The organism is Amycolatopsis saalfeldensis (assembly GCF_900110575.1).
Taxonomy (GTDB): domain Bacteria; phylum Actinomycetota; class Actinomycetes; order Mycobacteriales; family Pseudonocardiaceae; genus Amycolatopsis; species Amycolatopsis saalfeldensis.
On record NZ_FOEF01000019.1, the window covers coordinates 53,141 to 77,054 of the forward strand.

The 23,914-nt window shown below is 70.9% G+C and carries 23 protein-coding genes; 12 read left to right on the plus strand and 11 right to left on the minus strand.

All coding sequences use genetic code 11. The features are described 5' to 3' along the window. Positions 1 to 14: 14 nt before the first annotated feature. Complete coding sequence (locus tag BMY97_RS33605) at positions 15 to 674, plus strand: TrmH family RNA methyltransferase (protein ID WP_091625022.1); 660 nt, start codon at positions 15 to 17, stop codon at positions 672 to 674. 52 nt (positions 675 to 726) lie between these two features. After that, the gene (locus tag BMY97_RS33610) at positions 727 to 1,749 is read left to right on the plus strand and encodes a glycoside hydrolase family 76 protein (protein WP_091625025.1); all 1,023 of its coding nucleotides are present in this window, start codon (positions 727 to 729) and stop codon (positions 1,747 to 1,749) included. 5 nt (positions 1,750 to 1,754) lie between these two features. On the opposite strand, the gene BMY97_RS33615 is transcribed toward BMY97_RS33610, so the two are convergent. Both BMY97_RS33615 and BMY97_RS33620 read right to left on the minus strand, forming a co-directional pair. Beyond that, positions 1,755 to 2,621 carry a LacI family DNA-binding transcriptional regulator gene (locus BMY97_RS33615; RefSeq protein WP_091625027.1) on the minus strand — a complete coding sequence of 289 codons (867 nt, stop codon included), beginning with the start codon at positions 2,619 to 2,621 and terminating at the stop codon, positions 1,755 to 1,757. A gap of 107 nt (positions 2,622 to 2,728) precedes the next feature. Next, on the minus strand, positions 2,729 to 3,757 hold the full coding sequence (locus BMY97_RS33620) for a LacI family DNA-binding transcriptional regulator (protein WP_091625030.1): 1,029 nt from the start codon (positions 3,755 to 3,757) through the stop codon (positions 2,729 to 2,731). 113 nt (positions 3,758 to 3,870) lie between these two features. On the opposite strand from BMY97_RS33620, the gene BMY97_RS33625 reads away from it, so the two are divergent. From BMY97_RS33625 to BMY97_RS33655, 7 genes are all read left to right on the plus strand, one after another. After that, on the plus strand, positions 3,871 to 4,890 hold the full coding sequence (locus BMY97_RS33625; protein WP_091625402.1) for a substrate-binding domain-containing protein: 1,020 nt from the start codon (positions 3,871 to 3,873) through the stop codon (positions 4,888 to 4,890). Further along, complete coding sequence (locus BMY97_RS33630; protein ID WP_091625033.1) at positions 4,887 to 5,882, plus strand: ABC transporter permease; 996 nt, start codon at positions 4,887 to 4,889, stop codon at positions 5,880 to 5,882. The genes BMY97_RS33625 and BMY97_RS33630 overlap by 4 nt, the downstream gene beginning before the upstream one ends. Further along, complete coding sequence (locus BMY97_RS33635; RefSeq protein WP_091625035.1) at positions 5,879 to 6,697, plus strand: ATP-binding cassette domain-containing protein; 819 nt, start codon at positions 5,879 to 5,881, stop codon at positions 6,695 to 6,697. The genes BMY97_RS33630 and BMY97_RS33635 overlap by 4 nt, the downstream gene beginning before the upstream one ends. A 7-nt stretch (positions 6,698 to 6,704) precedes the next feature. Beyond that, the gene (locus BMY97_RS33640) at positions 6,705 to 7,553 is read left to right on the plus strand and encodes a PfkB family carbohydrate kinase (protein WP_091625038.1); all 849 of its coding nucleotides are present in this window, start codon (positions 6,705 to 6,707) and stop codon (positions 7,551 to 7,553) included. Then, positions 7,550 to 8,185 (plus strand): nucleoside/nucleotide kinase family protein, encoded by a 636-nt coding sequence (locus BMY97_RS33645; RefSeq protein WP_091625042.1) that lies wholly within the window; start codon positions 7,550 to 7,552, stop codon positions 8,183 to 8,185. The genes BMY97_RS33640 and BMY97_RS33645 overlap by 4 nt, the downstream gene beginning before the upstream one ends. Next, a complete protein-coding gene (locus tag BMY97_RS33650; RefSeq protein WP_091625045.1) occupies positions 8,182 to 8,925 on the plus strand; it encodes an SDR family oxidoreductase in 744 nt (247 codons plus the stop codon). Before BMY97_RS33645 ends, BMY97_RS33650 begins: the two co-directional genes overlap by 4 nt. 243 nt (positions 8,926 to 9,168) lie before the next feature. Next, entirely contained in the window at positions 9,169 to 9,582 is a 414-nt protein-coding gene (locus tag BMY97_RS33655) for a VOC family protein (RefSeq protein WP_091625048.1), read from the plus strand. Between the two features lie 36 nt (positions 9,583 to 9,618). Here BMY97_RS33655 and BMY97_RS33660 read toward each other — a convergent pair whose 3' ends face one another. The 4 genes from BMY97_RS33660 to BMY97_RS33675 all read right to left on the minus strand — a co-directional run bounded on the left by BMY97_RS33660 (position 9,619) and on the right by BMY97_RS33675 (position 15,033). Then, entirely contained in the window at positions 9,619 to 10,293 is a 675-nt protein-coding gene (locus BMY97_RS33660) for a DedA family protein (protein ID WP_091625050.1), read from the minus strand. 782 nt (positions 10,294 to 11,075) lie between these two features. Continuing rightward, entirely contained in the window at positions 11,076 to 11,900 is an 825-nt protein-coding gene (locus tag BMY97_RS33665) for a YceI family protein (protein WP_091625053.1), read from the minus strand. Beyond that, positions 11,897 to 14,509: an MFS transporter gene (locus BMY97_RS33670; protein WP_091625055.1), complete on the minus strand. Its 2,613-nt coding sequence runs from the start codon at positions 14,507 to 14,509 to the stop codon at positions 11,897 to 11,899. Before BMY97_RS33670 ends, BMY97_RS33665 begins: the two co-directional genes overlap by 4 nt. Continuing rightward, a complete protein-coding gene (locus BMY97_RS33675; protein ID WP_091625058.1) occupies positions 14,506 to 15,033 on the minus strand; it encodes a MarR family winged helix-turn-helix transcriptional regulator in 528 nt (175 codons plus the stop codon). Before BMY97_RS33675 ends, BMY97_RS33670 begins: the two co-directional genes overlap by 4 nt. 231 nt (positions 15,034 to 15,264) lie before the next feature. Here BMY97_RS33675 and BMY97_RS33680 point away from each other — a divergent pair, with 231 nt between their 5' ends. After that, on the plus strand, positions 15,265 to 15,690 hold the full coding sequence (locus BMY97_RS33680) for a PPOX class F420-dependent oxidoreductase (protein ID WP_091625061.1): 426 nt from the start codon (positions 15,265 to 15,267) through the stop codon (positions 15,688 to 15,690). A gap of 50 nt (positions 15,691 to 15,740) precedes the next feature. Here BMY97_RS33680 and BMY97_RS33685 read toward each other — a convergent pair whose 3' ends face one another. Then, positions 15,741 to 16,268 carry a TetR/AcrR family transcriptional regulator gene (locus BMY97_RS33685; protein WP_091625063.1) on the minus strand — a complete coding sequence of 176 codons (528 nt, stop codon included), beginning with the start codon at positions 16,266 to 16,268 and terminating at the stop codon, positions 15,741 to 15,743. 88 nt (positions 16,269 to 16,356) lie between these two features. Between BMY97_RS33685 and BMY97_RS33690 the strand changes: the two genes are divergently transcribed. Both BMY97_RS33690 and BMY97_RS33695 read left to right on the plus strand, forming a co-directional pair. Then, positions 16,357 to 17,895, plus strand: coding sequence for an MFS transporter (locus tag BMY97_RS33690; RefSeq protein ID WP_091625066.1), 1,539 nt, complete (start codon positions 16,357 to 16,359; stop codon positions 17,893 to 17,895). 492 nt (positions 17,896 to 18,387) lie between these two features. Next, positions 18,388 to 19,782 carry an FAD-binding oxidoreductase gene (locus BMY97_RS33695; protein ID WP_177231667.1) on the plus strand — a complete coding sequence of 465 codons (1,395 nt, stop codon included), beginning with the start codon at positions 18,388 to 18,390 and terminating at the stop codon, positions 19,780 to 19,782. A 54-nt stretch (positions 19,783 to 19,836) separates the two neighbouring features. Here the strand turns inward: BMY97_RS33695 and BMY97_RS33700 are convergent, their stop codons facing one another. From BMY97_RS33700 to BMY97_RS33715, 4 genes are all read right to left on the minus strand, one after another. After that, complete coding sequence (locus BMY97_RS33700; RefSeq protein ID WP_091625069.1) at positions 19,837 to 20,547, minus strand: DedA family protein; 711 nt, start codon at positions 20,545 to 20,547, stop codon at positions 19,837 to 19,839. 547 nt (positions 20,548 to 21,094) lie between these two features. Continuing rightward, the gene (locus BMY97_RS46355; RefSeq protein ID WP_143086359.1) at positions 21,095 to 21,946 is read right to left on the minus strand and encodes a TrbL/VirB6 family protein; all 852 of its coding nucleotides are present in this window, start codon (positions 21,944 to 21,946) and stop codon (positions 21,095 to 21,097) included. Positions 21,947 to 21,980: 34 nt separating this feature from the next. Beyond that, positions 21,981 to 23,174 carry an N-acetylglucosamine-6-phosphate deacetylase gene (nagA, locus tag BMY97_RS33710; protein WP_091625072.1) on the minus strand — a complete coding sequence of 398 codons (1,194 nt, stop codon included), beginning with the start codon at positions 23,172 to 23,174 and terminating at the stop codon, positions 21,981 to 21,983. A gap of 58 nt (positions 23,175 to 23,232) precedes the next feature. Then, positions 23,233 to 23,808, minus strand: a complete 576-nt coding sequence (locus tag BMY97_RS33715; RefSeq protein ID WP_091625408.1) for a SigE family RNA polymerase sigma factor — start codon at positions 23,806 to 23,808, stop codon at positions 23,233 to 23,235. Positions 23,809 to 23,914 lie beyond the last annotated feature (106 nt).

Here is a 23,914-nt window from a genome sequence, read left to right on the forward strand (position 1 = left end):
GAGAATCGTCGTCGATGACGACGGAATCCCACGAGATCGGCCCCACCGAGTGGGTGGGCCGCGAAGAGGTCGGTGTCGGACCGTGGCCGGGGCCATGGCCGGACGATCCGCGCTACGACCCCGAGCTGCTGGCGAACGGCGACCGCCGCAACGTGGTCGACGCCTACCGCTACTGGCGCCGTGAGGCCATCGTGTCCGATGTGGACTCCCGGCGGCACCCGTTCCACGTGGCGATCGAGAACTTCCAGCACGACCACAACATCGGCACCGTGGTCCGCACCGCGAACGCCTTCGCCGCCGCGGAGGTGCACATCGTCGGCCGCCGCCGCTGGAACCGCCGCGGCGCGATGGTCACGGACCGCTACCAGCACCTGCGGCACCACGAGGACGTGAGCGGGCTGCTCACGTTCTGCGCGGAGTCGGGGCTCGCGCTGGTCGCCGTGGACAACACCCCGGGCTCCCAGCCGGTCGAGACGGCCGAGTTGCCGCGCGAATGCCTGCTGCTCTTCGGCCAGGAGGGCCCCGGGCTTTCGGCGGAGGCCCAGTCGGTCGCCGCGCTGGTGGTGTCGATCGCCCAGTTCGGCACCACGCGCTCGATCAACGCGGGCGTCGCGGCGGGCATCGTGATGCACTCCTGGGTGCGCCGGCACGCGGACCTGTCCCAGGCCTGGTGAGCTCCACAAAGGACGGAGTGCGCGCGTCCCTGGAACGGGGCATCATCGTGGGATGACCGTTGACTGGGCCGATCGCGCCGCCACCGCCGAGCGGGCCGTGTGCGCCCGGCACCTGCGCCGGGTCTGGGGCCGTCCGGGGACCGTGCTGGGCCGCAGCGGGTGGCCGCCCAGCCTCGGGCAGCGGCTGCACTGGCACTGGAACTACTGGTGGCAGGCGCACCTGCTGGACACCCTCGTCGACGCCCAGCTGCGCACACCGTCGACCGAGCGCGGGGCCCTGATCGGCCGATTCGTCACGTCGGTGCGCTCCCGCAACTTCGGCCGCTGGACCAACGAGTACTACGACGACATCGCGTGGCTCGGCCTTGCCCTGCAACGGGTCCGCGCGCTGAAACTGTCCGATGTAGACGAAGCGCTGACCGCGATCGACGCCCAGCTGCACGAAGGCTGGACGGCCGAGGCCGGCGGCGGCATCTGGTGGCGGCGCGGGGACCGGTTCAAGAACGCGCCCGCGAACGGCCCGGCCGCCATCTTCCACGCCCGCCAGGGCGACGCCGCCCGCGCCCGCGAGATGACGGACTGGCTCAGCGACACCCTGGTCGACCCGGCCAGTGGGCTGGTCTGGGACGGCATCAACGCCGACACCGGCGAGCTGGCCAAGCACATCTTCACCTACTGCCAGGGCGTTTACCTGGGCGCTTGCCTGGAGCAGTCCGAGCCGGAGGACGCCGCGCGCACCATCCGCGCCGTCGCCGAGCACCTGACGCCCGGCGGCGTCCTGCGCGGGCAGAACGGCGGGGACGGCGGCCTGTTCGCCGCCATCCTGGCCCGTTACCTGGCGCTTGCGGCGGCCAAGCTGCCCGAGCCGGAGGCGTCCACCGCCCGCGAGCTGGTGCTGGCCTCGGCCGAAGCCTGCTGGTCCGGCGCCACGGATGCCCCGAACGGCCCGCTGTTCAGCGCGGAATGGTCCAGGCCGGCCCCGGCACTGCCGCTGGCCTCGGACGCGCCCGAGCGTGACCTGTCTGTCCAAACTGGAGCGTGGATGCTCCTGGAAGCCGCCGCGACCCTGGCCTGAGCGGTTCAGCAGCCGCAGGACGCGCCGTGCAGGAAGCGGGGGGCCAGCCGGACCGCTTCGGGACGCCGGCTCGCGTCGGTCACGCGGGAAAGCAGCAGCTCAACGGCCTTGCGCCCGATTTCGGCGATCGGCTGCGCCATCGTGGTGACGGCGGGCGAGACCGTGCGGGCCCACTCCATGTCGCCGTAGCCGACCACCGCCAGCTCCGACCCGATGCGGATGCCGCGGCGATGGGCCTCCCACTGGACGCCGATGAGCATCGACTCGCCGCCGACCACGATCGCGGACGGCGAGGGCCAGCCGTCGAGCAGCCGGGCGGCCGCGCGCGCCGCCCCGCCGGGCGAGGACATGCCGCAGGCCACCAGCTCGGAGTTGAACCGCAGGCCCGCGCGGCCGATGCCGAGCCGGTAGCCGAGCGCGCGCTCCTCGCTGACCGTCGAGCCCTCTTCGCCGGTGATCATCGCGATCCGGCGGTGCCGCCGTCCGGCCAAGTGCTGCACCAGCGCCGAAACGGCCTGGATGTTCTCGGAGCCGACCTGGTCGACGTCGTTGCGGCCGGCGATCCGGTCGACGAGCACCGTGGGGACTCCCGTGCGCACCAGCCCGTTGATCACCGCGTCGTCGCCGGGTGCCGGGACCAGCAGGACGCCGTCGAGGCGATCGGCCCCGAGCGCGCGCACCACCGCGGCCTCTTCGCTGACGACGTCGCGGGTGTCGGCGAGCACGAGGTCGCAGCCCGTCCGCGCGGCGGCCGCCCGCATGGCCCGCAGCAGCTCGCCGGAGTACGGGCTCGCGTGCATGCCCATGGCCACCCCGAACCGGCGCGTCACCGGTGGGGTCCAGAGGGGCATCTCCGGCGCCAGAGCGGTCATTTCCCGTGCTCTCGTAGTAGTTACCTACCCAACGGTAACCTCTGGCCGGGCCCGGCTGGGACGTCAGAACGGCCGACTTGCTCAGGTTCACCAATCCGAGTGAACGGCTAGGGCACTTCCGGGCAACCGCACGACCTCCGATGCCGCAGCGTCGGCGGCAGCCGGACGGTTTCGGCGGCGCGGCCCGGGTCCGCCAGCCGGGCCAGCAGCAGCCGCACGGCCCGGCGGCCGATGTCCTCGATCGGCTGCGCCATCGTGGTCAGCGGCGGCTCGACCAGATCGGCCCACTCGACCTCGTCGTAGACCACCACCGGCAGGTCGCCGCCGATCCGCAGCCCGCGCCGCCGGGCCTCGTGCAGGACGCCCACCATCATGCTGTCGTTGGCCACCACCAGTGCCGTCGGCGGCTCGGGCAGCGCGAGCAGGGTGCTCAGCGCCAGCGCCCCGCCCTCGCGTGCGGAATGCCCGCACGCCACCAGATCCGGCGACCAGGTCAGCCCGGAGCGGCCCAGTCCCAGCCGGTAGCCGAGCACCCGCTCCTCCGAGGTGGTCAGCCCGGGGACGCCGCTGATCATGCCGATCCGCCGGTGCCCGAGCGACGCGAGGTGGGCCGTGAGCGCCGACGTCGCCTGGATGTTCTCGGCCCCGACCTGATCGACGTCGCCGCGGGTGGCGAGCCGGTCGATCAGCACCGTGGGCACGTCGAGCGAGACCAGCTCGCCGATCACCGAGCCGTCGCCGGGCGCCGGCGTGATCAGCAGGCCGTCGACGCGACGGGAGCGAAGCGCCCGGACCACGTCACGCTCGGTCGAGGCCGTGTCGTGGGTGTCGGCGAGGATGACGGTGTAGCCGTTCGCCGACGCCTCCCGTTCGATCGCCTGCATCAACGCCGCGAAGTAGGGGTTCGCGACCAGCGAGACCGCCATCCCGATCGACCGCGTGCCGCCCGTGACGAGGGATCGCGCGATCGCGTCGCCGGTGTAGCCGGTGGTCTCGATCGCCCGGAGCACCGCGGCCTTCGTATCCTCCGCGACGGCGCGGGTGCCGTTGACGACGTGGGAGACCGTCGTGATGGACACCCCGGCCAGCTCCGCGATGTCTCGCTGGGTCGGCCGTGAGGAGCGGGGTTGTGGCATGTCAGTCCTTCACCAAGTTCACTCGCAAGCGTTTGCGCAAACGCTTGCGCCAGGCCTTGAGTCTGTCTACCTTGCCGACCATCGGCAACCTCGCACCTTCGGAGGGCATCTCCATGAGACAGCGCAGTCTCACCGCACTAGCCCTGGTGGCCGCGGTCGCGGTCGGCACGGCCGGGTGCACCGTCGAGCGCCACTGGGGTGGCAGCACGAACACGGCGGGCAGCGGCAAGGCCAAGATCGGCCTGGTCACCAAGACCGACACCAACCCGTACTTCGTGGAGCTCCGCAACTCGGCCAGCGCGGCCGCCAAGGCGAACGGCGCGGACTTCAGCGCGCTCGCCGGCCAGTTCGACGGTGACAACGACGGCCAGGTCCGCGCGATCGAGAACCTCACCCAGCAAGGCGTGAACACCATCCTGATCACCCCGAGCTCGTCCACCGGCGTGCTCAAGGCGATCAAGGACGCGCGTGACGCCGGGATCCTGGTGATCGCGCTCGACACCGCGACCGAGCCCCCGGACGCGGTCGACGCCACCTTCGCGACCGACAACTTCGCGGCCGGCCAGCAGCAGGGCGCGTACGTGAAGGCCGCACTGGGCGGCACCGATCCGAAGCTGCTGATGGTCGACGGCACCGCGGGCAGCTCCGTCGACACCGAGCGCCACGGCGGGTTCCTGAAGGGCATCGGGCTCACCGACGCGTCCCCGGAGATCAAGGGCCACACCGCGGCCAACGGCGACCAGAGCCTCGCGCAGCAGGGCATGGAGAACCTGTTGCAGCGCACCACGGACATCAACGCGGTCTACTCGATGAACGAGCCGATGGGCCGCGGCGCGTACGCGGCGCTCAAGGCCCGCGGGCTGACCGGGCAGGTCGTGATGGGCTCGATCGACGGCGGCTGCGAGGGCGTCCAGAACGTCAAGGACGGCCTGTACGCCACCACGGTGATGCAGTTCCCGAAGAAGATGGCCGAGCAGGGCGTGCTCGCGGCGGTCCAGTACGCCAAGACCGGCAAGAAGCCGGCCGGCTTCGTCAACACCGGGTCCGCGGTGATCACCGACAAGCCGATGCCCGGCGTGCCGAGCCAGAACACCGCGTGGGGCCTGCAGAACTGCTGGGGAGGCACGAAATGACCACCGCGACGGTGAACGGGAACCGTGAGCGCGAGTCGCTCGGCGAGTTCCTCCTCCGGGCCCCGGCCGTGGGGCCCGCGCTGGCGTTGATCGTGGCCATCGTGGTGTTCTCCCTTGCCACGGACACGTTCTTCGACCTCGACAATCTGTCCACAGTGGTCCAGCAGTCGCTGGTGGTCGGCACGCTGGCGCTCGGCCAGACGCTGATCATCCTGATCGCCGGCATCGACCTGTCCAACGCGTCGTCGATGGTCGTGGCCACGCTGGTGATGGCGAAGCTGGCCGCGGCGGGCTCGAACGGCTTCTTCGCGCTGATCGTGGGCGTGATCCTGACCGTGGTGGTCGGCCTGTTCATCGGGACGCTGGCGACGCGGATCAAGCTGCCTGCCTTCATCATCACGCTCGGCACGTTCACCGGCCTGACCGCCGTGGCGAAGCTGATCGCGGGCGGCCAGGCCGTGCCGGTGACCGACGGGCTGCTGCAATGGCTCGGCACCAAGCGGTTCCTCTTCGGCGGCATCCCGATCACCTACGGCATGACGCTCGCGCTGATCATGTTCCTGATCGTCTGGTACGCGCTCACGAAAACCGCGTGGGGCAAGCACGTTTACGCCGTGGGCAACGCTCCGGAGTCGGCGCGGCTGTCCGGGATCAAGGTCAACCGCACGGTGATCTCCGTGTACGTCGTCGCGGGCGTGTGCTTCGGCATCGCCGCGTGGCAGGCGCTCGGCCGCACGCCGAACGCCGACCCGAACCAGTTCCAGCTCGGCAACCTCGACTCCATCACCGCCGTGGTGCTGGGCGGCACCAGCCTGTTCGGCGGCCGCGGCTCGGTGCTCGGCACGCTGTTCGGCGCGCTGGTCGTGGCGGTGCTGCGCTCGGGGCTGACGCAGATGGGCGTGGACGGCAACTACCAGGACCTCGCGACCGGCGCGTTGCTGATCGTCGCGGTGGTCGTGGACCGGATCGCACGGAGGGGCCAGCAGTCATGACTTCTGCCAAGGAGACCACGCTGTCGGCCCGCGGCCTGGTGAAGCGCTACGGCCGGGTGACCGCGATCGACGGCGCCGACTTCGACCTGTACCCGGGCGAGGTGCTCGCCGTGGTCGGCGACAACGGCGCCGGCAAGTCCAGCCTGATCAAGGCGTTGTCCGGGGCGGTGGTCCCCGACGCCGGCGAGATCAAGGTGGACGGCAAGACCGTCCACTTCAAGACCCCGCTGGACGCCCGGCACTACGGGATCGAGACGGTGTACCAGGACCTGGCCGTGGCGCCGGCGCTGGACATCGCGTCGAACATGTTCCTGGGCCGGGAAAAGCGGCGCGGCGGGCCGTTCGGATTGCTGGCGCGCAAGCTGGACACCGCGGAGATGCGCAGCGAGGCGCAGCGGATCCTGGACGAGCTGGGCATCCAGGTCAAGTCGATCACGCAGGCCGTGGAGACGCTTTCCGGCGGCCAGCGCCAGGGTGTCGCGGTCGCTCGGGCGGCGGCGTTCGGCACCAAGGCCGTGATCATGGACGAGCCGACGGCCGCGCTGGGCGTCGCGGAGTCGGCGAAGGTGCTGGAGCTGATCGGGCGCATCCGGGATCGCGGCCTGCCGGTGGTGCTGATCAGCCACAACATGCCGCACGTGTTCGACATCGCGGACCGCATCCACGTGCACCGGCTCGGCAAGCGGGTCGCCCTGGTCTCGCCGAAGACGCACACCATGAACCAGGTCGTCGGCCTGCTGACCGGCGCGCTGCGGCTCGACGAGAACGGCGAGGTGGCCGAGGTCGCGGCCACCACCCACGCCGGGCTGACCTGAGGTGAGAGTGCTGCTGGCGGGCCTGTGCACCGTCGACGTCGTCCAGCGGGTCGCCGATTTCCCGGCGCCGGGCGAGAAGGTGCAGTCACTCGCGGTGGACGTCGCGGCCGGTGGGCCCGCGACGAACGCCGCGGTGACCGTGGCCGCGCTCGGCGCGGAGGCGACCCTCGTGACGGTGCTCGGCGCGCACCCGTTGGCCGCACTCGCCCGCGCGGACCTCGCCACGTGCGGGGTCCGCGTCGTTGATCTCGCGCCCGGCCTGGCGACGCCGCCGTCCGTGAGCGCGGTCGCCGTCCGTGACCACGACGGGGAGCGAACGGTCGTCTCGCGCAACGCCGCCGCGCAGGCCGACTTCCCCGTCCCCGAGCCTGATCTCGACGGTGTCAGTGCCGTGCTCGTCGACGGCCATCACCCGGCGTTGGCGCTGAAGACCGCGCGCGCCGCGAAGGAGCGAGGCGTGCCGGTGGTCCTCGACGCGGGCAGCTGGAAACCGGTGCTGGACGAGCTGCTCCCGCTGGTCGACGTCGCCGCCTGCTCCGCGCACTTCCGCGTTCCCGGGCCGAGTCTGACCGCGCGCGGGGTGCCCGTCGTGATCACCACGGCGGGCCCGGATCCGGTGCGCTGGAGCGCTGGGGAAGACTCGGGTGAGGTGGCTGTCCCCGCGGTCGCCGCGCGGGACACACTGGGGGCAGGCGACGTCTGGCACGGCGCGCTCGCCTTCGCGGTGGCAGGCCTGGGAAACGACGTGGCCGGCTGGGTCCGGCACGCGAACGAGGTGGCCGCCGAGCGCGTCCGCCACGTGGGGCCGAGGTCGTGGACGGCCGCGATCAGGGAGCTGGGAAAGGGAGTGCGATGACGGCGTTCGAGGACCTCCTGACACGGGCCGAAGGGCTCGCCAAGCCGCGGCAGCGTTGCGTGCTGGGCATCATCGGCGCGCCCGCGTCCGGCAAGACCACGCTGGCCTGGGCGATCGCGAACGCGCTGGGCTCGCGCGCCGCCGTCGTCGGCATGGACGGCTTCCACCTCGCGCAGGTGGAGCTGCGGCGGCTCGGCCGCACCGACCGCAAGGGCGCCCCCGACACCTTCGACGCCGCCGGGTACGTCCACCTGATCCGCCGGCTCGCGGACGGCAACGAGACCGTCTACGCGCCGGAATTCCGCCGGGAGATCGAGGAGCCGATCGCGGGCGCGGTCCCCGTCGCGCCGGAGGTCCAGCTGGTCATCACGGAGGGCAACTACCTGCTGCTGCCGGACGACCCGTGGAGCGGCGTTCGCCAGCACCTCACCGAGGCCTGGTACCTGGCGCCGGACGAGCCCGAGCGGATCGAGCGGCTGGTTTCGCGCCACCGCCGTTACGGCCGGTCACTGGTCGAGGCCCGGCAGCGCGCGCTCGGCTCCGACCAGCGCAACGCCGACCTCATCTCGAGCACCCGCGACCGCGCCGACCTCGTGCTGGAGAACCTCCCGCTGGTGAACTTCGCCCTGTGAGCGTTCTGGTCGTCACCGGCGGGAGCCGGGGCATCGGCGCGTCCGTGTGCGAGCTGGCCGCTCGGCGCGGTTACGACGTGGTGGTCAACTACTCCGGCGAAGCCGAGCCGGCCTCGCGCGTCGTGGAAAGCGTGCGTGAGCTGGGCCAGAAGGCGCTGGCCGTGCGCGCGGACGTCGCCGACGAACAGCAGGTGAGCGAGCTGTTCGACGCCGCCGGTGAGCTGGGCCCGCTGGCCGGTCTGGTCAACAACGCCGCGATCACGGGCAACACACCGGGACGGCTGGACGAGCAGTCCGCGGCCACCGTGCGGCGGGTCATGGAGGTCAACGTCGGCGGGGTGTTCCTGTGCTGCCGCGAGGCGGTGCGCCGGCTGTCGTCGAAGTACGGCGGACCCGGCGGCGCGATCGTGAACATCTCCTCGACCGCGGCGCGCACCGGCTCGGCCGGCGAGTGGGTGCACTACGCGGCTTCGAAGGCGGCGGTCGACACGCTCACCTTCGGCCTGGCGCAGGAGGTCGCCGCGGAGGGGGTGCGCGTGAACGCCGTCGCGCCGGGCCTCATCGCCACCGGCCTGCACGCGGCCGCGGGGATGCCGGACCGGCTGCAACGGCTGGCCCCGGGCATCCCGATGGGCCGCCCCGGCGAGCCGGGAGAGATCGCCGAAGCGGTGCTCTGGCTGCTTTCACCGGCGGCTTCGTTCACCGCGGGCGCGGTGCTCGAAGTCGGCGGAGGACGCTGAAGCACCTTCTCGTGACAGACGGGTCTCGGACCGGCGTCATCCCGGCTTGTGGGACGCCCGGCGACGAGGAGATCACGATTCGTAGGGGAAGTCGGTGAATCCTCCCATCGTCGCGTGGCGGCTGTCTTACCCTGGCGGAGCCGGCGGTTCACGGGGTGGGTGACGCCCGGCGGCGGGTGAAACCGCACTGGAAAGCGCACCGAGGTGCGTAAATGGGGGGTCGAAAGGACGGCCGTTCTAGTCATGCCCAAGCTCACGTCTGTGCACCATCTGGCGCTCACCGTGACCGATGTGGACCGAAGCGTCCCCTGGTACGCGCGTGTGCTCGACCTCGAGGAAAGCCACCGCCGCGAGGATCCGGACACGGGGATCCACAAGGTGGTGCTGAGATCGGCGGGCGACGGCTTCTCCGTGGTCCTCGTGCAGCACCCGGACACCGAACGCCGCGAGTTCGACGAGCGCCGCACCGGCCTCGACCACGTCGCGTTCTCGGTGTCGTCCAAGGCCGAGCTGGTCGACTGGGAGGCGCGGCTCGCCGAATTCGGCGTGTCCTACCTGCCCTCGACCGCCTCACGCACCTTCGAAGGCTCGTCGGTGGTGGTGTTCCGCGATCCGGACGGGATCCAGCTCGAGATCTGGTCGGAACCGGAGATCTAGGCCGGGCTCTTCCGGGACGGTCCCGGCGCTCGGGTTTCAGGCGGGCGCGTTGGTGTCGTCCGGCTCGTCGACCGGGCGGCGCATCTCCTGGCGGTAGCGGTACACGCCGTAGCCGGTGCCGAGCACGAAGAACGCGACGCTCGCCCAGAGCGCGGCCGTCTTGAGCCAGGGCAGCGCGTCGAGCAGACCGGCGCCGTAGTAGCCCAGCAGCACGAGCGTCGGCACCCAGAGCAGCCCGCCGGTGGCGGTCGCGAGCAGGAAGCGGCGCGGGTCCATCCGCGCGGCCCCGGCGACCAGCGGCGCCAGCGTCCGGATCCACGGGATCCACCGCGCGGCGACGATCGCGAAGAACCCCTTGCGGTCGAGGAACGCCTGCGCCCGATCGAGGTTGTGCCGGTTCAGCACCTTCCCGCCACGGCGCGCGATCAGCCGCGTGCCGGTACTGCGCCCGATGTAGTAGCCCACCTGGTTCCCCAGCACCGCCACGACGAGCGCCGCCGCCGACAGCAACCAGGCATTGGCGTCCGACCCGTGCTGCGCGAGCACCACCCCCGCCGCGAACAGCAGCGAATCGCCCGGCAGAAAAAGCCCGACGATCAACGCGCACTCCGCGAACACAAAGCCCAGCACGATCACCCAGACGAGGAACGGCCCGGCTGTGTCCAGCCAGCTCACGCCCACGCCCGCGGCCTCGATGCTTTCGACCTTCACGCGTAGAGCCTACGTGGCCGTGCAGCGGGGTAATACCGAACCATCGGATCCTGCCTTCCGGTCACTTTGGGTATTCCTGCCGTGAACGGGTCGTTCACGGCTGGTTTTGGAGGGTGGGGTTCTTGGTTGCTTTTCGCCATCGCTGTGGTGTGTGACCGGGGTTGTTCGTGCCGGCGCGCGGTTGCGAATGGCCCTCTCGTATCGGCACCCTGGGTTACGAACGGTCCTTTCGCGCCGGTGCCAGGGTCGCGAATGGCCCTCTCGCGGCGGTGCCCGGTCGTGAACGGTCCTCTCGCACCGATGCCCGGCCGTGAATGGCCCTCTCGCAGCATCGCCCGGGTCGCGAACTGTCCTTTCGCACCGATACCCGGTCGCGATCGGTCCACTCGCATCGATGCCCGGCTGTGAAAGGTCCTCTCGCGCCAGCGATCGGTCGCGACTGGTCCACTCGCGCCGATGCCCGGCCGTGAAAGGCGCTCTCGCGCCAGCGATCGGTCGCGACCGATCCACTCGCACCGATACCCGGTCGCGAACGGTCCACTCGCACCAAACCTCGCCCACAAGTCCCTTTCGCGTCAACGGTTCGCGATGAACACCCTCGTTCGCGCCACCGTCCGCCATGCGCAACTCCCACCGGCGCCTAGCGAAGCCCGCGAGGCCCCACCAGAGCGGCGAGCATCGCGAAAGTCCCCCTCGCGACACCGGCGGAGAACCCCCTTTCAACCCAACGAAAAAGCCGCCCGTGACAGTTCCCGTCACGGGCGGCTTTTCTCGGTGCGGCCTCAGAACTGTGGCAGCGACTCGCCTTGCACAGCTTCGATATCGAGTTCCACCTTGACCGTCGTGCCGATCACGGCGACGCCGGCGCGGACCATCGCGCTGTAGTTGATCGAGAAATCGTTGCGGTGCAGCTGGGTTTCGGCGTGGAACGAGGCGCGGACGCCGCCCCAAGGGTCGGGGCCGTGGCCGTTGTAGCGGAGGTCCAGTTCGACCTGGCGGTGCTCGCCGTGCAGGGTCAGGTCGCCGGCGAGGACCCAGGTGTCCGTGCCGCGCTGGGACAGGCCGGTGCTCCGGAAGCCGATCACCGGGTGCGCGTCGACGTCCAGGAACTCAGCCGAGCGCAGGTGGTCGTCGCGCATCTTGATGCCCGACTCGATGCTGGCGGCCTTGATCTCGGCCTGCACCGAGGACCGCTCGACCGGGCGGCCGATCTCGATCCGCCCGACGACGTCCGGGAACCGCACCTTGATGCTGGCGATGCCCATGTGCCGCGCGGTCGCGACCACCGACGAGTGCACCGGGTCGATCATCCACGGGCCCGCCGGCGGCAGGGCCACGGCCTCCGCGACCGGCGCGAGGGAGATGTCGCCCAGCAGGCCGGCACCGTCCGAGCCGACCTGCACCGTGCGCGCCATCGGGTTGTAGCCCGGCGCGGTGATCACGGCGGTGTAGACGCCCGGGGGCAGCGGCTCGGTCGCCACCGCCCCCTTCGCGTCCGTGACCTGCCGCGCCACCTGGCGGCCGTTGAGATCCGTCACCGTCAGCACGGCGTTCTCGACCGGCCAGCCCCCGTTCGCGCGGAGCTGCGCGCGCAGGCCCCCGCTCATGACCGGTCGACCAGCTCGTCGAACGCCTGGTCATAGCTCAGGCGGACGTCGTGCTCGGCCTCGCCGTCACTGAGCGACACCCGGCTGGTGGCCGGCGGGTAACCGCTCGCCACCACCGTGTAGGAGCCGGTCGGCAGGTCGCTGACCACATACCGGCCCTCGCCGTCCGTGCGGGCCACGGCCGCGACGTTGCCGTTCTCGTCCAGCACCGTGATCCGCGCGTCCGGCACGATCCGCTCGCCCTCGGTGCGCGCGGTGCCCTGCAGCAGCACGGCACCGGCCAGCTCGACGTCGTGCCGCAGCACACCGCTGTCCGGCACGGTCAGCGTGACCGCGACGGGGCGGTAGTGCGCGCCGCTCGCGACCAGCGTGTACTGCCCGGCTCCGACCCCGTTGAAGGTGTAGACGCCGTCGTCGGCGGTGATGAACGCGCCGTTGACCTCGCCGCGCGAGTCGGTGAGCGTCACCGTCGCGTTGACCAGCGGGTTGCCCATGCCGACCGACCGGACCACGCCGGTCAGCTCGCCCGAGCCGGTGAGCGTCACGTCCAGCTTCGCCGGGCCGCCGCCGACCACCACGCTGGAGGCCTGCGGCTGGTGCCCGGGGGCCGCCACGATCAGCACGTACGTGCCAGGGCCCTGCGTCGGCACGGAGTAGCTGCCGTCGCCGTTGCCGGTCGCCCGCGCCACCTGACGGCCCTGCTGGTCGATCAGGGTGAGCGCGGCGCCGCTGACGTGGCTGCCGTCCTGCCGCCGCACGTGCCCGGTCACCGGCACCCCGCCGTTGCCGGTCGGGAGGTCGAGGCCCGCGCCCGCGGCCGAGTTGGTGATCGGCATCGGCAGGGCGCCGGAGATCGCCTCCGGGTCGCCGTGACCGTTTCCGTTCAACGAGTGCCTTCCGCCCGCGCCGACCAGTACCGGCTCACGCGGGGCTTCTTCGAACAGGGAACCCGGCTTGGCCGCCGGCTCGATGACCTCGGTCGGCGCGCTGTCCTCGTCGAGCAGCGCCTCGGCGCCCTCCATGGTCGACGCCGCGGACATGCCGGCCAGCGGGATCTCCTTGAGGAACAGCAGCACGATCGTGGCCAGCAGCGCCACGCCGCCCGCGACGTAGAACACCGTGGTGATCGACTCGGTGAAGCCGATCAGGATCGGCGTCTTGAGTGCCGGCGGCAGCGTCTCGATGATGCTGGTGTTGCTCTGCAGGTCGGCCAGCTTCGCCCCGGCGCCGGTCGGCGGGTTGCCGCCGAACGCCTTGGTGATGTTGCCCGGCAGCACGTTGAACAGGATCGTCAGGAACACCGCGACACCGGCGGTGCCACCGATCTGGCGGAAGAACGTCGCCGCGGCGGTGGACGCGCCCATGTCGCTGCGCGGCCCGGCGTTCTGCACCGCGATCACCAGCGTCTGCATGCACTGGCCGAGGCCGAGGCCGATGATGGCCGCGGCGACCAGCGGGTGCCACAGCGGCGAGTCGTACTTGACCTGCGCGAAGAAGAAGGCGCCCGCCGCGATCAGCAGGGTGCCGACGATCGGGAAGACCTTGTAGCGCCCGGTCTTCGACATGATCCGGCCGGACCCGATCGAGCTCAGCATCAGGCCGCCCATCAGCGGCAGCATCAGCAGCCCGGACTGGGTCGGCGTGTAGCCCTGCACCACCTGCATGTACTGCGGGATCATGGTGATCGCGCCGAACATCGCGACACCGACGATGATGCCGCCGATGATCGCCACGGTGAACGTGGAGTTCTTGAACAGCCGCAACGGGATCAGCGCGGCGTCCTTCATGGCCCGTTCGACCAGGATGAACGCGATCACGCCCACCGCGCCGACGGCGTAGCAGAGGATCGCCTTGCCGTCGCCCCAGCCCCACTTCTGGCCCTGTTCGGCGACGATCAGGAACGGCACCACAGCGACGATCAGGCTCAGCGCGCCCCACCAGTCGATCTTGTGCTTCTGTGGCGTGTGCGGGACGTTCAGCACCTTGGCGACCACGAACAGCGCGACGATGCCGATCGGCACGTTGATCAGGAAGACCCAGCGCCAGCCGTCGAAGCCGCCGAGCTTGTCGAAGCCCGCGAAGAAGCCGCCGAGCACCGGGCCGAGCACAGTGGACAGACCGAAGACGGCGAGGATGTAACCCTGGTACCGCGGGCGTTCCCGCGGCGGCACCACGTCACCGATGATCGTCATGGCCAGCGACATCAGACCGCCGGCGCCGAGGCCCTGAACCGCGCGGAACGCGGCCAGCTCGTACATCGAAGTCGAGAACGACGAAGCCAGCGAGCCGGCGACGAAGATCGAGATCGCGGCCAGGTAGAACGGCTTGCGTCCGTAGATGTCGGACAGCTTGCCGTAGATCGGCGTGACGATGGTCGAAGTGATCAGGTACGCCGTGGTCGCCCAGGCCTGCAGCTCGAAGCCGTGCAGGTCGTTGGCGATCTTGACGATCGAGGTACCCACGATCGTCTGGTCCAGCGCGGCCAGGAACATGCCGCACATCAGGCCGCTCAGGATCGTCACGATCTGGCGGTGTGTCAGCCCCAGAGCCCCCGGCGACGCGGGTGCTCCCCCTTGGGTCTGAGGTTGTTTCTCGACTGTGGACGTCATAACGCTGAGGCCCCCTTGGCCTGCGACACCGCGGCGGTGTCGGACAGTGGTGGAAAGTTGTTCTCGATACCGGTGTTCAGCCGCTCGAACAGGTTGTTCAGCTGCTCGCGGTCCTGCTGGCTCCAGTCGCCGAGCACGTCGGCCAGCCACTGGTTGCGCTGCTTGCGGTTCTCGTCGAAGACCCGAAGGCCTTCGGCAGTGGGCGCGAGCAGGCAGGCCCGGCCGTCCTCGGGGTCGGCCTGGCGTTCCACCAGCCCGTGTTGCACGAGCGAGCTCGACTGCCGGCTGATCGTGGAGATCTCCGAGTGCAGGAATTCGGCGAGCTTGCTGGTGCGCTGCGGACCCTCGTGGATGAGGCAGAAGAGGATCGCGTACGCGGCCCTCTCGATCCCGTCCGGACCCTGCTTGGCCACCTGGGACTTGGCCTTGGTGATCAGGCGCATGAACCGGACCAGCTCGTTGCTGAGCTGGTCGGCCAGTTCCAGTTCGGCCTTGGGCCTGGTGGCGGAGCTGTTCGGTGCCATGGGTGGGGTCTTCCTCGCGGGTGGAACGAACCGTTGTTTGGCGGCTGCAACTAGTTGCCTAAGGCAAGGGTGTTCTCAATTCAACGTTTGTGCAAGCGAGAAGAGCCCGGTTGTGTCACACAACACCTTAGTTGTTGCATGCAAGCAGATTCCCGCGTGGTGGTTGGTCCGTTTCGTCCTGTGGACGGTTACCTGCGGGAACAAGACGGTGACGCACCGGTTGAACAGGGTATGACCGACGACACAGCGCTCTACGACCTCATCGGCTCCCGGCGCAACGGCGTGCTGGCCACCCTCAAGCGCGACGGGCGCCCGCAGCTGTCCACCGTTTCGCACCACTTCGACGCCGAGGCGCGCACCCTGCGCGTCTCCATCACCGAGACGCGCGCGAAGACCAAGAACATGCGCCGTGACCCGCGGGTCAGCTACCACGTGGGCAGCGAGAACGGCTGGTCGTACGCGGTCGCGGAAGGCACTGCGGAGCTGTCGCCGGTCGCCGCCGCCCCCGACGACGCGACGGTGGAGGCCCTGATCGCGCTGTACCGCGAGGTCGCCGGCGAACACCCGGACTGGGACGAGTACCGCGCCGCCATGGTCGCCGACCAGCGGCTGCTGCTCACGGTGCACATCGACCGGGTTTACGGCATCGCCCGCTGACCCCGCCGGGCTCGCCGGGTGAAAGCCGTGCCGGGCAAGGCTTTCCTGGCTCAGTGGTCCTCCAGGCGCACGGCGATGTCGTCGATCCGGTCGAGCAGGCCGCGGTCTTCCTCGCCGAGCGCCGCGCGCATGTAGAGGCCCTCGGCGACCAGCATCACCAGCTCGGCGGACAGCCGGTCTTCGGCGTGTTCCAGCAGCAGCTCGCGGGTGTCGTTCATGCAGCGCTGTGACACCTCGGCGGCGGTGGGGTCGTTGAGCACCAGCCGGATGGTCGCCATCGTCGTGCGGTGCAGCGGCAGGTTGCGGGTCACGTCGGTGATCGCCGTGCGCAGGTAGTAGCGGAAGACGCCCTCCGGGGCGGCGCGCGCGAGTTCGAGGTCCTCGGTGTTGAGCCGGACCAGCCGCTCGAGCAGGCCGTCGCGCAGGGCGTCCTTCGAGCCGAAGTGGTACAGCAGGCCGCCCTTGGACACCCCGGCGTGCGCCGCGACCGCGTCGAGCGTGATCTCCTGCGGCCCGCGCTCGATGAGGATGACCTCGTAGGAGTCGAGGATGCGCTCGCGAGCGGAGGGTTTCGGCACTTCTTGACTGTACCGTCCGGACGGTTTATCTTCTACACCAGGAGCGAAACTGTACCGTCCAGACGGTGCAAGAAGGGAAGAGTGCGCCATGGAAAGGCGCGGACAGTGGTGGGCGCTGGCGGTACTGGTGTTGCCGGTCCTGCTGATCAGCGTGGACTCGACCGTGCTGGGGTTCGCCCTGCCGTACCTGAGCGAAGACCTCGGGCCCACAGGGGCGGAACAGCTGTGGATCGTCGACGTCTACTCGTTCGTGCTGGCCGGGCTGCTGGTGTTCATGGGCACGCTGGGCGACCGCATCGGCAGGCGGCGGCTGCTGCTGGCGGGCGCGGTGGCCTTCGGGCTGGCGTCGGTGCTGGCGGCGTTCTCGACCACGCCGATGATGCTGATCCTCGCCCGCGCGCTGCTGGGTGTCGGCGGCGCGACGCTGATGCCGTCCACGCTGTCGCTGATCCGCAGCATCTTCACCGACGACCGGCGCCGGCGTACCGCGGTGGCGGTGTGGAGCGCGGCGTTCTCCGGCGGCATGGCCGTGGGGCCGGTGATCGGCGGCTGGCTGCTGGAGCACTTCTGGTGGGGCTCGGTGTTCCTGATCAACGTGCCGGTGATGGTGGTGCTGCTGATCGCCGGGCCACTGCTGCTGCCGGAGCACCGCGACCCGAACCCGGGCCGGTTCGACCTCCTGTCCGCGCTGCTCTCGCTGGGCGCGATGCTGCCGGTGGTGTACGGCGTCAAGATCGCGGCCACTTCGGGCTTCACCTGGTCCGCGGCGCTGGCGGTCGTGGTGGGGCTGGGCCTCGGCGTGCTGTTCGTCGGCCGTCAGCGCCGGCTGGAGCGGCCGATGCTGGACCTGGCGCTGTTCTCGAACCGGATGTTCACCGCGTCGGTGGTGACCAACCTGCTCGGCGTGTTCGCGTTGGTGGGGCTGCTGTTCCTGGTGCCGCAGTACCTGCAGCTGGTGCTGGGGCTGTCCCCGGTGACGGCCGCGCTGTGGATGCTGCCGGCCACGGTCGCGGGCATCGCCGGGGCGCTGCTCGCGGCTTGGCTGGCCCGTCGGGTCCGGGTGCCGGTGCTGGTCAGCGTGGGCCTGCTGCTCGGCGCGGCCGGGTTCCTGGTGCTCACTTCGCTGGGCACCACGGCGGGCCTCGCGGCGGTGGTCGTCGCGTTCGTGCTGGTGGGCGGCGGCGTGGCGTTGTCCGAGACGCTCACCAACGACCTGGTGATCTCCGCGGCCCCCGTCGACCGCGCTGGCGCGGCCTCGGCCATCTCCGAGACCGGCTACGAACTGGGCGGCGCCCTCGGCACCGCGCTGCTCGGCAGCCTGGCGACGGCCGTCTACCAGTCCGGCGTGACCGGCTCCCTGAGCGCGGCCCCGCACGACCCCGCGATGGACACCGCCGTCGCCGCCGCCCACGACACCCTGGGCGGCGCCGTCAGCGCAGCGAAGTCCCTGCCCGCCCCGGCCGCGGAGGCCCTCGTGACGTCCGCCCGCGAGGCGTTCGTCTCGGGCCTGCACGTCACAGCCTGGGCAGGCGCCGCGATCCTCCTCTACACCGCGGTCCAGGCCTACTTCCTGCTCACCCGCGGCCGCCGCCCGGCCAACACGAAGGAGACCCCACTACCCGTGTGATCCGGCTGTCGCTCGTGCTGTCGCCCATGCCGCTGCTGCTGACGCGGGTGCCGCCCATGCCGCTGCTGCTGACGCGAGTGCCGCCTCCTGTACGCGTAGCGTGCGCGGCTGCCGCCTCCCACGCTGCTGCTGCCGACGCTGCTGCTGCTCGGGGTGCCACCGGTCGTGGCGTGGTGCTGCTTACGCGGCCGCCGTTCACGCAGCTGCCGTTCGCGCCGCCACTGCTTGCGCAGCTGCCGTTCGCGCGACGGCCGGTCCGGGCGCCATGTCCAGCGTGAACTGGCTCCCGCGGCCGTCGTCGCGGGCCTGCGGACGCGAAGCCCTCCGTCGACCCGAGACGGTCGCGTCGCGGACCCGGGGTGCAGCGGCGCCTCGGCCAGGCCGCTCAGTCGCCGGCTAGCGCTGGACATTCCAAGGCTCCCGAACACGGCCATCCTGTTGAACTGGAAGAAAAATTCCGTACTGCGGAGATATTTCGCCTACGATGGTGGCATGAGCAACGAGGCCCTGGTCCAGCGACTCCGTGACGAGCTCGGCAAGGACGCCGTGCTCACCGACGCCGACGTCACCGACAGCTACGCGCGCGACATGATGCCGTTGGCTCCCGGCGGGAAGCCGCTGGCGGTGGTGCTGCCCGTCGACACCGCGGGGGTGCAGGCCGTGGTCAAGGCGTGTGCCGAGGCGGAGGTCCCCATCGTGCCGCGTGGTGCGGGCAGCGGGCTTTCCGGTGCGGCCAACGCGATCGACGGCTGTGTGGTGCTGGTGCTGACCAAGCTCAACGAGATCGTCGAGGTCGACGCCGGCAACCGGCTCGCCGTGGTGCAGCCCGGCGTGGTCAACCTGGATTTCCGCAACGCCGTCGAGAAGCATGGCCTGTTCTATCCGCCGGACCCGTCGAGCTACGACTGGTGCACCATCGGCGGCAACCTCTCCACCAACGCCGGCGGGCTGTGCTGCGTGAAATACGGCGTCACCACCGATTCCGTGCTCGGGCTGGAAGTCGTGCTGGCCGACGGCTCACTGCTCAAGACCGGCCGCCGCACGGTGAAGGGCGTGGCGGGTTACGACCTGGCGAAGCTGTTCGTCGGCAGTGAGGGAACGCTCGGTGTGATCACGCAGGCGACCGTCGCGCTCAAGCCGCTGCCGCAGGCGCCCGCGACGTTCGTGGCCGGGTTCAGCAGCACCGAGGCGGCGGGTGAGGCCGTCGCGCGTGTGGTGCGGGAGGGGCTGGTGCCGTCGCTGCTGGAGATCATGGACGCGGCGTCGATCAAGGCGTCGGAGACCTACCTGAAGACCGACCTCGGCGCGGGCTCCGACTGTCGCGCCCTGCTGCTCGCCCAGTCCGACGCCGGTGGCGAAGCCGCCCGCCGCGAACTGGCCGCGCTGGAGCAGATCTGCACCGACTGCGGCGCCGACCTCGCGTACGCCACCGAGGACCTCGAAGAGGGCAAGATGCTGCTGCAAGCGCGACGGGTGGTGCTCACCGCGCTGGAGACGTACGGGGTCTGGCTGACCGACGACGTCTGCGTGCCGCGCACCCGCATCGCCGAGCTGATCCACGGCTGCGAGCAGGTCAGCGAGAAGGTCGGTCTGAAGATCGCTGTCGTCGGGCACGCGGGCGACGGCAACATGCACCCCACGATCGTCTACGCCCCCGACTCCGAGGACGAGTTCGCTCGCGCCAAGCAGGCGTTCGACGAGATCCTGGAGATCGGCCTCGCGCTGGGCGGCACCGTCACCGGCGAGCACGGCGTCGGCAAGATCAAGCGTGACTGGCTCGTGCGCGAGATCGGTCCGGTCGGCCTGCGGGTGCACCGGCAGATCAAGCAGGCGCTGGACCCGGGGAACCTGTTCAACCCGGGCTCGATGTTCTCGATGACGGACTGAAACGGCGCCGGTCCCCCGAGGGGAGCCGGCGCCGTTTCGCGAGTTCGGTTGTGGTCAGTCGCGCACGCGCGGGATCCGCTGCGTGACCTCGGCGGGAGTCTCGGCCGCGTCGCCCCGCGCCTTCTTCGCGCGGCGCCCCTTCAGGTACTCCAGGCCGATCGGGACGACCGACACGAGCACGATCACCACGAAGATGGCGTCGACGTTGTCGCGGATGAAGCCGATGTTGCCCAGCAGCGAGCCCAGCACCGTGATGCCCGCCGCCCACAGGATGCCGCCCAGCACCGTGTACGTGAAGTAGCGCTTCGGGTCCATGCGGCCGACGCCGGCGATCCAGGTGATGAACGTCCGCACGAACGGCACGAACCGCGCCAGCACCACGGCCTTGGGCCCGTGGTGGTCGAGGAAGGCGTGCGTCTTGTCGACGTACTCCTTCTTGAAGAACTTCGAATCCGGCCGGTTGAACAGCTTCGGGCCGACGAAGTAGCCGAGGTAGTAGCCGCCGACGTTGCCGAGCAGCGCCGCGGCCGTCACCAGCACGCAGACCAGCCACAGCGGCGCCTTCAGCGTGTCGTTCGCGATGAACAGTCCCGCGGTGAACAGCAGCGAATCGCCCGGCAGGACCGGGAAGATGCTGCTCTCGATGAAGATGATCAGGCAGAGCACGGCGATGACCGGCGCGGTGAGCCCGGTCAGCAGGTGCTGCGGGTCCAGCCACGACGGCAGGAGGGACATGGTTGTCACTGTGCTCTGGGCGAGAATCACACCGAAAACGGTACAGGGTGACGCTGTGTGCCCTCACCGGGCAAGGAACCCCAGGTCACATGGCGACCGGACCGCAAGCCCGACACCCGCCCCCCGGACGTCTCGCATCCAGGGAATCGGGTGTACCGGACAGACCACGGCGGTGACGTCGGACGCCCGGGCCACCAGGGATTCGGCCTTCCGGGACTGCGACGGCTGGACGCGGATTGTGCGGCGCGGAGGCGGCGGCCGGGTGCGCAGTGTGAGAGGGGAACGCGGCCAGGGTGGGCTGTGGGAAGGCGGCAGCTGGGATCCGCAGCGGACCCAGAGGCAGCTGGGTTGGCCACGCGGGCAGAGGTGGCCGAATAACGCCGCGGGGGGCTGCCGGGGTGGGGCGCGTGGAGGTGGCTGGCCGGGTAGGCCGCGTGGAGGTGGAGGCCGGGGTGGGGCGCGTCGAGGTGGCGGCCGGGGCGGGCCGCGCGGAGGTGTTGACCGGGTAGGGCGCGCGGAGGTGGCTGCCGGGGTGGGGCGCGTGGAGGTGGGAGCCGCAGTGGGACCGTTGGAGGGGTCAGACCAGCGTGAGGAGCCCGATTACCGAGCCTGCGGCTAGACCGAGGAGTAGGGCGAGCAGGAGGACCCAGTGGACCGGCAGCGGGGTGCTCGCCGGGGCGGGGGTTTGGCGGACGGTCGCGGCGTCGGGCGAGAGGGACGGGGCATGGGGGGTCGCGGCCCCAGCGGGGTAACCAGAGGCTGGCTGGCCGCCGCCGTTGCCGGACGCGTAACCCGCCTGGCCATAACCGGCACCGGCCTGAGCGTTGCCGCCGGAGGCGTAACCAGCGCCTGCCTGATTGCTGCTGCCGGATGCGTAGCCGGAGCTGGTCTGGCCACTGCTGCCGGAGGCGTAACTAGCGCCGGTCTGACCGCTGCCGCCGGACGTGTAACCGGCGCCGCTGCCGCCGGAGGCGTAAGCGGCGCCTGCGTGACCGCTGCCAGGTGCGTAACCGCCGTTGGCGGGATAGCTGCCGCTCGGCTGGCTTGGGTAGCTGCCGCTTGCGCCGGCGTAGCCGGAGCCTTGGCCGGTGGTGCCGGAGCTTGTTGTGCCGTCGGCCCAGTCGAGGGCGGCGCGTTCGCGTTCCAGGGAGTCCGCGCTGGCGCCTGACAGTAGGCCGTAGCGGGGCGGTAGTTCGGCTGTTGGGCCGGTGCCGGTCGCGCTGCCGCTGCCGGAGCCTTCGACCGGGGTGGTGCCGGTCGAGCCGCCGTTGCCAGTGCCTTCATCCGGGACGGAGGCAACAGCGCCAGTTCCGCCGTCGGCGGGTTCGGGGTCCTCGCGAGGCAGGCCGGGCGAGGTGTGCGGGGCGAAGACGGCTTGGGCGCGCAACGCGTCGGCCAGCAGTCGCTCCGGGTCCTTCGGCTCGGTCATCCCGCTCGTCTTCCCCCGTGTCGTGGCTGGATCGTTACGTGCTCAAGGTAGCCCGGCCGACCTCGGCGACCCATTCGCCCCGGCGGAGCACCTTCACCGGGCGCAGGTCGTCGTCCAGCACTACCACGTCGGCGGCCAGGCCGGGGCGCAGCGAGCCCGTGCGGTCCGCGACGCCCAGCAGCTCGGCGGGACGCCCGGAGGTCGCCCGGACGGCGTCGAGGACACCGAGTTTCGCACCCTTCACCAGGTTGCGGAAGGCGTTGTCCATCGTCAAGGTGCTGCCGGCCAGCGAGCCGTTGTCGGCCAGGGTGGCGACGCCGTCGTGGACGTCGACCTCCAGCCGGCCCAGCGTGTAGCGGCCGTCGGCGGCGTCGGTGGCCGACATGGCGTCGGTGATCAGGACCGTGCGGCCGCGGCCGGCATGGGACGCCGCCAGCCGCACCACCGTCGGGTGCAGGTGGACGAGGTCGCAGATCAGCTCGACCGTCACGCGCTCGTCGTCCAGCAGCACGCCCACCGGGCCCGGCTCGCGGTGGTGCAGCGGACGCATGCCGTTGAACAGGTGCGTGGCCACGGTGGCGCCCGCGTCGATGGCCGGGACCAGCTGCTCGGCGACGCCGTCCGTGTGCCCGATCGCCGCGGTCACGCCCGACTCCGCGAGCTGCCGGACGGCCTTGACGCCGCCGTTCAGCTCCGGCGCGAGCGTGACCATGCGGATCGCGCCGTGGCCCGCGCGCAGCAGCTTCTCCACCGTGCCGGTGTCCGGTTCGAGGAGCGTGTCCGGGTCGTGCGCGCCGCAGCGGGCGCGCGAGATGAACGGGCCCTCCAGGTGGATGCCGGCCAGCTCGCCGTCCTGCACCAGCTCGCGCAAGGCCGCGATCTGCTCGGTCAGCAGGTCGACGGGGTCGGACACCAGGCTGGCCAGCGTGGTCGTGGTGCCGTGCCGGCGGTGCGCGCGCACCGCGGTGAGCATCTCGTCCGGGTCCAGCGTGGAGAACGAGCCGCCGCCGCCACCGTGGCAGTGCGTGTCGATGAACCCGGGGACGACCAGCGCCCCACCCACGTCGACGCGCGGGAGTTCGGGGCCGCCCGGCGGCGTGCCCGTGCCCACTGCGGCGATCCGCCCGTCGGCGACGGACAGCCAGCCGTCGTCGAGTACGCGGTCCGGGGCGGCGACCCGGCCGCCCGTGATGACGAAGTCTGCGGCGTGCTTCACGTCGCCCAGCATATATTGGTCTGGACCAAGCGTGGCTACGCTACTCGGTGATGGGATTGCTCCACCCGGGTCACTTCTGGGTCTGCATGGCCTTCTGCAAGGCCTCCAGGGCCCGGCTGGCGGTCGATTTGACCGTGCCCTTGGAAATGCCGGCGGCTTCGGAGATCTCGGCCTCGCTCAGCCCGCCGTAGTACCGCAGCACCAGCACCTCACGCTGGCGCGGCGGCAGCTTCGAAAGCGCGCTGACCACGGCCTGGTGCTCGCTGGACAGCATGGCGAGGCTCTCCGCGGACCGGGCGTTCACCGCGTGCGGCGGCACGTACTCACGCGCCGTCTTGCGCCGGCGCAGCACGCTGCGCGACCCGTTGACCACGGCGGTGCGCAGGTAGCCGACGGCCGCGGCCGCGTCGCGCAGCCGGCCCCAGTTCCGGTGCAGCCCGGTGAAGGCCTCCTGCACGACGTCCTCGGCCGTGGCCGGCTCGTCGACCAGCAGGATCGCCAGCCGGACCAGCCGCATCCGGTGCTGGCGGTACAGGTCCTCCAGGTTCAGCGGCGCGGCCGGCGGCTGCACCGCGACCGGTCCGTCGATGGTCCGCAGGTGGCCGAGGGTCGCCTCGACGCTGCGTTCCGCGTTGCCCTCCAGCATGAACCCCTGCCTGTCCTCGACCCCGCCGAATCCGTGCCGGTCGTCCCGGACGGGATCAGGCACGGTGTCCCGCGCCGGCGGCCTGGTCACGGTATTCACAGCGTTC

Coding starts and splice junctions, on each gene's coding strand:
- BMY97_RS46355 (WP_143086359.1), bottom strand. CDS start 21,946: ATGACCGAGCCGAAGGACCCGGAGCGACTGCTGGCCGACGCGTTGCGC.
- BMY97_RS33605 (WP_091625022.1), top strand. CDS start 15: ATGACGACGGAATCCCACGAGATCGGCCCCACCGAGTGGGTGGGCCGC.
- BMY97_RS33615 (WP_091625027.1), bottom strand. CDS start 2,621: ATGACCGCTCTGGCGCCGGAGATGCCCCTCTGGACCCCACCGGTGACG.
- BMY97_RS33645 (WP_091625042.1), top strand. CDS start 7,550: ATGACGGCGTTCGAGGACCTCCTGACACGGGCCGAAGGGCTCGCCAAG.
- BMY97_RS33630 (WP_091625033.1), top strand. CDS start 4,887: ATGACCACCGCGACGGTGAACGGGAACCGTGAGCGCGAGTCGCTCGGC.
- BMY97_RS33655 (WP_091625048.1), top strand. CDS start 9,169: ATGCCCAAGCTCACGTCTGTGCACCATCTGGCGCTCACCGTGACCGAT.
- BMY97_RS33610 (WP_091625025.1), top strand. CDS start 727: ATGACCGTTGACTGGGCCGATCGCGCCGCCACCGCCGAGCGGGCCGTG.
- BMY97_RS33715 (WP_091625408.1), bottom strand. CDS start 23,808: ATGCTGGAGGGCAACGCGGAACGCAGCGTCGAGGCGACCCTCGGCCAC.
- BMY97_RS33620 (WP_091625030.1), bottom strand. CDS start 3,757: ATGCCACAACCCCGCTCCTCACGGCCGACCCAGCGAGACATCGCGGAG.
- BMY97_RS33670 (WP_091625055.1), bottom strand. CDS start 14,509: ATGACGTCCACAGTCGAGAAACAACCTCAGACCCAAGGGGGAGCACCC.
- BMY97_RS33680 (WP_091625061.1), top strand. CDS start 15,265: ATGACCGACGACACAGCGCTCTACGACCTCATCGGCTCCCGGCGCAAC.
- BMY97_RS33665 (WP_091625053.1), bottom strand. CDS start 11,900: ATGAGCGGGGGCCTGCGCGCGCAGCTCCGCGCGAACGGGGGCTGGCCG.
- BMY97_RS33625 (WP_091625402.1), top strand. CDS start 3,871: ATGAGACAGCGCAGTCTCACCGCACTAGCCCTGGTGGCCGCGGTCGCG.
- BMY97_RS33635 (WP_091625035.1), top strand. CDS start 5,879: ATGACTTCTGCCAAGGAGACCACGCTGTCGGCCCGCGGCCTGGTGAAG.
- BMY97_RS33695 (WP_177231667.1), top strand. CDS start 18,388: ATGAGCAACGAGGCCCTGGTCCAGCGACTCCGTGACGAGCTCGGCAAG.
- BMY97_RS33675 (WP_091625058.1), bottom strand. CDS start 15,033: ATGGCACCGAACAGCTCCGCCACCAGGCCCAAGGCCGAACTGGAACTG.
- BMY97_RS33690 (WP_091625066.1), top strand. CDS start 16,357: ATGGAAAGGCGCGGACAGTGGTGGGCGCTGGCGGTACTGGTGTTGCCG.
- nagA (WP_091625072.1), bottom strand. CDS start 23,174: ATGCTGGGCGACGTGAAGCACGCCGCAGACTTCGTCATCACGGGCGGC.